Below are 9,359 nucleotides of genomic sequence, written 5' to 3' on the forward strand. Positions count from 1 at the left end.
GGCCCGCAATCGCGGCATCGAGTTCACGTTGCGCGCTCTGCCGGAGGCGCAGGGCATCTACTTCCTGGACGCCGACAACATGCTGGCGCCCTACAGCATCGCGGCGATGCAGGAGGCGCTGGTCACGTTCCCGGAGGTGGATTGGTTCTATCCCGATATCCGGATGTTCGGCTTGCGGCTGTTCAACGACTACAGCGGCAACTTCAACGCCTATGCAGCCTCCGTCGTGAATCTGTGCGAGGCCGGCAGCCTCGTCCGTCGACGGATGATCGAAACCGACCTCCGCTTCGACGAGGACATGCGGCTCGGCTACGAGGATTGGGATTTCTGGCTATCGGCGATCGAGCGCGGCTTCCGGGGCCGGCACCTTCCCGCACTCGGCCTGTCGTATCGCAAGCGGGCCGAGAGCATGCTGGCGGATTCCACCCGGGCGGACCAGCAGATCCGGGACTACCTGCGGCGCAAGCACGAGCACCTGTTTCAGATCAACGCGTTCGTGGAGCTCGAACACAACGAGCTGCCGCGCTTCGCGCTGGTCCGATCGGACGCCAAGACGGTCGAACTGGCCACCGACCTCGATCGCGCCGGCACGACCATGAGCCTCGCGGAATTCGCGACGCGGCAATGGCAGGCTATCCGCGAGCCGAGCTTCGCATGGGCCGGCCAGTACCTGCTGACCGCAGGCGAGCCCGTCATCGAAGCGCTGCGTCGGGCTGGCCTGCTGCACTGGCTGTCGCTTGAGATCGAGCAGCTTCTCGCCGAGCACAATTTCGTGTCCGTGGTTCTCGCGCCGTCGGCCGACGAAACCATCCGGGTCCGCCGCGGGCTCGACTTCTCGCCCCGATGTCACTTGATCGCGGCCCCGAAGGCGCTGCTGCAGGCGATCCTGAGCGACGAGCGCGACGACTGGATCGTGAAGCTGCCGTCCGAGGGCGCCTCCTACCGGATTGCCTCCCTCGAAGTGTCAATTCCGGCGGAGCTGCTCGGGTCGGAACAGCCGCGAGAGCAGGCGGCCGCGGATTTCGTCCAACTCTGCCTGGATCTCCGCCGCAGCCCCATGGCTCGCCGGCCCGACAACGTCGTCACGGACATCTTCCTCGGAGCGCGCCCGCTCGACGCCATGCTGGCGCGCGCCCGCGTGCAATTCGAGAATGCGCTCCTGCCGCCGATCGCGAGCCCGAGGCACGGTCGCATCGCGTTCGTGCTGCCGGTTTCGGATTTCGGCGGGGTCGAGAAGGTGACCTTCTGCCTCTCGCACGAGTTGCGTCGCCTCGGCTTCAGCACGACCCTGATCCTGCTCGGACGCGACGAAGTGCGCCGCGCGACATCCGCCGCTGACGCCTTCGACGACATCTATGTGCTCGACCCCCGCGGCCGCGCAGCCGCCTGGGCCGGGGCCTCGTTCTTCGGCACGCGCCTGCCCGAGATCACCGACCAGCCATGGGGGCGTGATCTCTCCAACCTCCTGGCCACGTTCGAGCTGGTCGTGAGCTGCCACTCGGCTGAGGTCCTGCCCCTTCTGAGCGGGCTGCGGCGGCGCGAGGTCGCCACGGCGAGCTATCTCCACCTCTTCGACAAGTCGGAGATCGGCGGCTACCTGGGCCACCCGACGCTCGCTCTCGCCTACGAGCACGCGCTTGATCTGGTGCTGACCTGCTCCGACGCCCTCGCGGCCGACATGGCAGGGCTCGGCATCCCGCGCGCCAAGATCCTCGCGCTGCCGAACGCGCCCTCGTTTCACCCGACGCTGGAGGGCACGGCCCGCAGCGAGGGCCCGAGGCAGGGGCCCGTTCGCGTCCTGTATCTCGGCCGCCTCGATGCCCAGAAGGGCCTCGACCGGCTGAGCGCGATTTTCGACGCGATCGGACAGGATGCTGATTTCGAGATCCGGGTGGTCGGCAAGGCCGTGATGTCGAGCGATCCCCGACTGCTTGGACCGTATCGGCATCGGGTCGAGCCGCCGATCTACGACGACGCAGGTCTCGCAGAGGTCTTCCGCTGGGCCGATGTCCTGCTGCTGCCCTCGCGCTATGAGGGGCTGCCCCTGACGGTGCTGGAGGCCATGGCGCACGGCGTGGTGCCCATTGCGGCCGATTGCGGCGCCCTGGCCGAGGCCATCGACCACGACGTCACTGGGTTCCTTGTCCCGCAGGGGCGCTGCGCCGAACTCTCGGTCGAGCATTTGCGCCGGCTCGCGTCGGATCGTGCGCTGCTGCGCAGGATGGGCGAGGCGGCCGCCGCGCAGGTGGCTCGCCGCACGTGGCGGGTCCTGGCCGAGCGGCTGCGCGACCGCCTCGAGGCCCTGCGGCGGGAACGGGCCAAGACCAGGGCCGAGCGGGCCGCGGCCAAACGGGCCGCCTCCGCAAGCGGCCGCGCGAGCGAGCCGAAGCGGGCAGCCGGCTGATCCACGGCGAGCCCGGTGGGTCCCATCGCGCGGGCGGCAGCGGCGAATAGACCCGGCCCGGCTCGGCTCTGGTGGCCCGGATCCGGTGCTTGGGCCGTGCCAGCCGGTCAGCCCGAGGAGGCGAGTTCGCCGGGCCGGAATTCCGGCGCCCTGCGGTCACGCGCCGCGGGGAGGACTGCCGCGAGTTCGCTCTGCCGGAAGGGTTTGGCGAGACGTGGCACGTCGCCATACGCCGCCAGGTCCTGCATGTCGGTGTAGCCGCTGGCCAGGATCACCGGCAGCGTCGGATGCGCGTCCCGGATCCGGCGGGCGAGTTCGAGCCCCGTCATGCCCGGCATGGCGTGGTCCGTGATCACGACGTCCACGGCCTGGCCCTGCTCGGCCAGCGTGTCCAGGGCTTCTGCGCCGGAATTCGCCTCGATCACGCGGTGGCCGAGGTCCTCCAGCATGGCCGCGGTGCCGGCCGAGACGAGCAGATCGTCGTCGACCACCAGCACGGTCAGCTGATGGCTGACCGAAGCCGCGTCACGTGAGGCCTGCCCGGAATCGGGTTCTGCCGCGCCCGCCTGCTCGGGTTCAGCCTGGGGCAGCCAGAGCACGACCTTGGTGCCCCGCCCGGGCTCGCTGACCACCGTCATGGCGCCGCCCGATTGCGCCGCAAGGCCCTGCACCATGGAAAGCCCGAGGCCCGTTCCCTTTCCGGGCCCCTTGGTCGTGAAGAACGGCTCGGTGGCCCGGGCAAGCGTCGCCTCGTCCATGCCAATTCCGGTATCCGAGACCTCCAGCCTCACATAGGCGCTGGCCGGCAACTCGCGCGGCGTGGCCGGGTCGTTCGGCAGGGTCCGGTGCTCGCGCCCGACGACCGAAAGTGCGCCCCCGCTGGGCATCGCGTCGCGCGCGTTCACGGCGAGGTTCAGGATGGCGAGTTCGAGCTGGTTGCCGTCGGCCCGCACGAGGGGGAGGTCGGCCGGCAGATCCTTGCTGAGGCTGATCCCGGGCCCGATGGCGCGCGTCAGCAGGTCCTCCATCCCGGAGACCAGCCCTCCGACGTCGATCGACTCGGGTTTCAGCTCCTGGCGGCGCGCGAAGGCGAGCAGCCGCTGGGTCAGCGCCGCGCCGCGCTCCGCCCCCTGGACGGCGTTGTCGATCAGCCGCTGGGACCGGGCGTCCTCCGCGGGTAGCCGCTTCTTCAGGAGTTCGAGGCTGCCCAGCACCGCCATCAGCAGGTTGTTGAAGTCGTGCGCGACGCCGCCGGTGAGCTGGCCGATGGTGTCGATCTTCTGAGCTTCGAAGAGCTGCGCCAGCGCCGTCTCGCGCTCTCGCGTGCGCTCGTCGATCCTGTGCTCGAGCTGTTCGTTGAGAAAGCGCAGCGCCTCCTCGGCGCGCTTGCGGCCGGTGATGTCGATGGTCACTCCGCTCACGCGGACGACGCCGTCCAGGCTCCTCGGCTGCGGCCCCTCCGGGTCGCTCGTGACGGCGCCGGCGCAGATGCACCAGCGCACGTCGCCGTCCGGGCGGATGATGCGGACCTCGGTCTGAAACGTCCCGGATGCGGGCAGTCCTGCCGTCATCAGGGCTTCGATGCGCGTGAGATCGTCGGTCTGGATGAAGGGCTTCACTGATTCGAAGGTCGGCTTGAACTCGGCCGGATCGACCCCGAAGATGCGGCACTGACCTGAATCCCAGACCACCTCGCCGGTCCGCGGGTCCCAGTCCCAGGAGCCCATCTGCCCGGCCGCCAACGCCAGGCTGCGGCGCTGCTCGCTCTCCTGAAGACGCGCGGCTGAAGCTTCGAGCGCGGCCGTGCGCTCGGCCACCCGCTGCTCGAGCTCCGCATTGAGCCGCTCGAGCTGCCGCGTCTTGCGGTACAGTTCCGAGAAGATCCGAACTTTGGCCCGCAAGACCTCCGGCACGACCGGGACCGGCACGTAATCGACCGCCCCGGCCTCGTAGCCCCGCAGGCTGTCGAGTTCCGTGATCTGGATCGCCGAGACGAAGATGATCGCAGTTTTCTGGAAGCGCGGGTGCTCCCGGATCATCGTCGCGAGCTCGAACCCGTCGAGCTCCGGCATGGAGACGTCGAGCAGGATGACCGCGACCTCGGTCTTCAGCAGGTGCTCGAGCGCCTCCCGGGCCGAGTTCGCCTTGATCAGATTCTCGCCCAGGATGCTGAGGATCACCTCATAGCTGAGCAGCTTCGCCGGCTGATCGTCGACGAGGAGGATGTTGACCCGGTCTGGGTCGGGCACATGCACGTTAGGTGTTCCCGCGGCTATCGGTGCAGCCACATGCGCAGCGACGAGAGAAGTTGCTCCGTGTTGACGGGCTTCGCGAGGTAATCGGATGCGCCGGCCTCAAGGCATTTCTCCCGGTCGCCCTTCATGGCCTTTGCCGTAAGGGCGATGATCGGCAAGCGCCGGAACGAGGGATCGGCGCGGATCGCCTGCATCGTCTCGTAACCGTCCATGCCGGGCATCATGATGTCCATGAGCACGATCGCCACGTCCGGCTGCGACCGGATGATGGCGATGGCCTCGCTCCCGGTCGTGGCCGTCAGCACCTTCATGCCCCGCCGCTCCAGGACGCTGGAGAGGGCGAAGATGTTGCGGGCGTCGTCGTCGACCAGCAGGACGGTGCGGCCGACCAGATCCTCGTCCGAACTGTGCAGCCGCTCGATCATCCGCTGCTTCTCGATGGGCAGGTCGGAGACGATCCGGTGCAGAAACAGCGCCGTCTCGTCGAGCAGGCGCTCCGGCGATTCGACCCCCTTCACGACCACGCTGCTGGCCAGCATGTGCAGCTGCGCGTCTTCCTCCGGCGAGAGCTCTCGCCCCGTGAACACGACCACAGGGGTGTCGGACAGCGTGGCGTCGTCCCGGATGCGCTCCAGGACCTCGAAGCCCGACATGTCGGGCAGCTTCAGGTCCAGGACGACGCAATCGGCGGGCTCCTGGTGCAGAAGCTCAAGCGCCTGCAAGCCGGTCTCGGCGGTGCGGATGTCGATGTCGCTGGCACCGAGCAGCTCCGTCACGCTCATGCGTTCGGCCGGATCGTCCTCCACGATGAGCAATCGCCTCTGCCGCGGCTGCGCAAAGGTTTTGATGCGGGCCAGTGCGGTCTCGAGCCCATCGGCCGTGGTCGGCTTCGACATGAAGGCGAAGGCGCCGCGGGCCAGGCCGTGCTGCCGGTCCTCGTCGATGGTCACGATCTGCACCGGGATATGGCGCGTCACCGGGTCCTGCTTGAGCTGGCTCAGCACGGTCCAGCCCATCATGTCGGGCAGGAAGACGTCGAGCGAGATCGCGGTCGGACTGAATTCGCGCGCCAGCGCCAGCGCGTCCGCGCCCCGCCGCGCCAGCAGCACCTTCAGGCCGTTGTCATGGGCGAGGTCGATCATGACCCGGGCGTAATGCGCATCGTCTTCGACAATGAGCAGGACACCGTCTCCCGTCACGATGTTGTTGCGGTCGTCGAGCGGTTCGCCTTCCGCATTGGCCATCGGCTCGGCAAGCTTGGCGCCGGCGGCTTTGGCGAGCGCGGCCACGGCCCAGGGCGGGGAGGATGGCGCGAGCGCCGAGCGGTCGCGTGAGCCGCTTGCGGCGAACTCGCCCGAAGCGTGCCTGCCGGCCTGCGGAGCGCTCGAATAGGCGAGCGGCAGAAGCAGCGTGAAGGTGCTGCCGGAGCCCGGCGCGCTGCGGAGCTGGATCTCGCCCCCGAGCAGCCCGGCCAGCTCGCGGCTGATCGCAAGGCCGAGGCCCGTTCCGCCGTATTTGCGGCTGGTTCCGGCATCGGCCTGCTGGAACGCTTCGAAGATGATCTTCTGCTTCTCGGGCGGGATGCCGATGCCGGTATCGGCGACTTCGAACGCAACCACGGAGGGTGCGTTCTTCAGCACCGGATGATCCGGGCTCCAGCCGCTCTCGACCGGCGAAACACTGAGCGTGACGCCGCCCTCGGCGGTGAACTTGAAGGCGTTCGAGAGCAGGTTCTTGAGGATCTGCTGCAGGCGCTTGGCGTCCGTGACGAGGCTGCGCTCCAGGTTGGGCGCGGTTCGGACCTCGAACGAGAGGTGCCGGCTCTCAGCCTCGTGCCGGAATGGCCGGGCCATGACTTCAAGCAGGTTCGAGAAGAAGATCTCCTCGGCCTCCACCGACACCGTGCCGGATTCAATCTTCGAGAGGTCGAGGATGTCGGTGATCAGGTTGAGAAGGTCGGTGCCGGCGCCGTGAATGGTGCGGGCGAACTCGACCTGCTTGGTGCTGAGATTGCCGTCCGGGTTGTCGGTCAGCTGCTGGCCCAGGATCAGGATGGAGTTCAGCGGCGTGCGCAGCTCGTGGCTCATGTTGGCCAGGAACTCGCTCTTGTACTTCGAGGTCAGCGCCAGCTCGGCCGCCTGTTCCTCGAGCGCGCGCCGGGCCTGCTCGATCTCCTGGTTCTTGGCCTCGACCTCGTTGTTGCGGTCGGCGAGCTGCTGCGCCTTCTGCTCGAGCTGGTCGTTGGTCTGCTGCAACTCGCGCTGCTGCGTCTGCAATTCGGCCGCGAGCTGCTGCGACTGGGTCAGCAGCCCCTCGGTCTGCATGGTCGCCTCGATCGAGTTCAAGACGATGCCGATCGACGTCGTCAGCTGCTCCAGGAAGGACATCTGAAGATCGGTGAAGCTGCCGAGCGAGGCGAGCTCGATCACGGCCTTGACCTGGCCTTCGAACAGCACCGGCAGCACGATCGCGTTGCGGGGAACCGCCTTGAACAGGCCCGACCCGATCGGCACCACGTTCGCCGGCATCTCCGTGATCAGCATGCGTCGCGCGTCGCGCGCGCATTGTCCGATCAGTCCCTCGCCCATCCGGAGCCGTTCCGGATGGCCGGCAATGGCATCGTCCGCATAGGCGGAGAGGAGCCGCAGACAGGTCGGCGAGCCTTCGGCCGTATCCACCTGGTAGATGACGCCGTGCTGGGCCTCGACCAGAGGCGCCAGCTCCGACAGGAGCATCCGGCCCACGGTGGTGAGGTCGCGCTGGCCCTGCAGCATGTTGGTGAAACGGGCGAGGTTGGTCTTGAGCCAGTCCTGCTCGGTGTTCTGCTCCGTCGTGAGACGGAGGTTCCCGATCATCGTGTTGATGTTGTCCTTGAGCTCGGCGACCTCGCCGCGCGCCTCGACCTGGATCGAGCGCGTCAGGTCGCCCTTGGTCACGGCGGTCGCAACCTCGGCGATGGCGCGGACCTGGGTGGTCAGGTTCGCGGCGAGCAGGTTCACGTTGTCGGTCAGGTCCTTCCAGGTGCCGGCGGCGCCCGGCACGTTGGCCTGACCGCCGAGCCGACCTTCCACGCCGACCTCGCGGGCGACCGTGGTCACCTGGTCGGCGAAGGTCGCCAGCGTGTCCGTCATGTTGTTGATGGTCTCGGCCAGCGCCGCGACCTCGCCCTTGGAGGCGACCGTGAGGTTCTGCTTGAGGTCGCCATCCGCCACCGCGGTCACGACCTTGACGATGCCGCGCACCTGCTCGGTCAGGTTCGCGGCCATGACGTTCACGGTATCGGTGAGGTCCTTCCAGGTTCCGGCGACGCCCGGCACCTGGGCCTGACCGCCGAGCTTCCCCTCCGTGCCGACCTCCTTGGCGACGCGGGTCACCTCGCCGGCGAAGGAGTTCAACTGATCGACCATGGTGTTGATGGTCGATTTCAGCTCCAGCACCTCGCCCCGCACCTCGACCGTGATCTTGCGGCTGAGGTCGCCCCGGGCAACCGCGGTGGTCACCTCGGCGATGTTGCGGACCTGGGTGGTCAGGTTCGCGGCCAGGAGGTTCACGTTGTCCGTGAGGTCCTTCCAGGTGCCGGCGACGCCGGGCACCACGGCCTGCACGCCCAGCCGGCCTTCGGTGCCCACCTCGCGCGCCACGCGCGTCACTTCGGACGCGAAGGAGCGCAGCTGTTCCACCATCGTGTTGATGGTTTCCTTCAGCTGCAGGATCTCGCCGCGCACGTCGACGGTGATCTTCTTGGACAGGTCGCCGTTGGCCACGGCGATCGTCACCTCGGCGATGTTGCGCACCTGCGCCGTGAGGTTGGACGCCATCGAGTTGACGTTGTCGGTCAGGTCTTTCCAGGTGCCGGCCACGCCGGGCACCATGGCCTGGCCGCCCAGCTTGCCTTCGGAGCCCACCTCGCGCGCCACCCGCGTGACTTCGGACGCGAAGGCCGACAGCTGGTCGACCATGGTGTTGATGGTTTCCTTCAGCTGCAGGATCTCGCCCTTGACGTCCACCGTGATCTTGCGGCCCAGGTCGCCGCGGGCGATGGCCGTGGCCACGTCGGCGATGTTGCGCACCTGGCCGGTGAGGTTGTTGGCCATGGAGTTGACGTTGTCGGTCAAGTCCTTCCAGGTGCCGGCGACACCCGGCACCACGGCCTGGCCGCCCAGCTTGCCCTCGGTGCCCACCTCGCGCGCCACGCGGGACACTTCCGCCGCGAACGATCGCAGCTGGTCCACCATGGTGTTGATGGTTTCCTTCAGCTCCAGGATTTCGCCGCGCACGTCGACGGTGATCTTCTTGGACAGGTCGCCGTTGGCCACCGCGATCGTCACCTCGGCGATGTTGCGCACCTGGCCGGTGAGGTTGGACGCCATCGAGTTGACGTTGTCGGTCAGGTCCTTCCAGGTGCCGGCCACGCCGGGCACCTGCGCCTGGCCACCGAGGCGGCCTTCGGTACAGACCTCGCGCGCCACCCGCGTCACTTCCGACGCGAAGCCGTTCAGCTGGTCGACCATCGTGTTGATGGTTTCCTTCAGCGCCAGGATCTCGCCCTTGACGGCGACGGTGATCTTCTTGGACCGGGCGCCGTTGGCCACCGCGGGGGCCACGTCGGCGATGTTGCGCACCTGGGCCGTAAGGTTGGACGCCATCGAGTTGACGTTGTCGGTCAGGTCCTTCCAGGTGCCGGCCACGCCGGGCACCTG

3 protein-coding genes are annotated in these 9,359 nt (G+C 68.0%); 1 reads left to right on the forward strand and 2 read right to left on the reverse strand.

Annotated features, from left to right (window positions below):
* The coding region (locus tag JWR86_RS03135) for a glycosyltransferase (RefSeq protein ID WP_299560593.1) at positions 1–2,404 on the forward strand (2,404 nt) is incomplete at its 5' end.
* A 107-nt stretch (positions 2,405–2,511) separates the two neighbouring features.
* On the opposite strand, the gene JWR86_RS03140 is transcribed toward JWR86_RS03135, so the two are convergent.
* Both JWR86_RS03140 and JWR86_RS03145 read right to left on the reverse strand, forming a co-directional pair.
* A complete protein-coding gene (locus JWR86_RS03140; protein WP_299560597.1) occupies positions 2,512–4,653 on the reverse strand; it encodes a response regulator in 2,142 nt (713 codons plus the stop codon).
* A 23-nt stretch (positions 4,654–4,676) separates the two neighbouring features.
* Positions 4,677–9,359, reverse strand: a 4,683-nt coding sequence (locus tag JWR86_RS03145; protein ID WP_299560595.1) for a response regulator, incomplete at its 5' end; no start/stop codon positions are given.

This window comes from Enterovirga sp. (assembly GCF_028290205.1).
In the GTDB taxonomy this organism is placed as follows: Bacteria; Pseudomonadota; Alphaproteobacteria; order Rhizobiales; family Beijerinckiaceae; genus Enterovirga.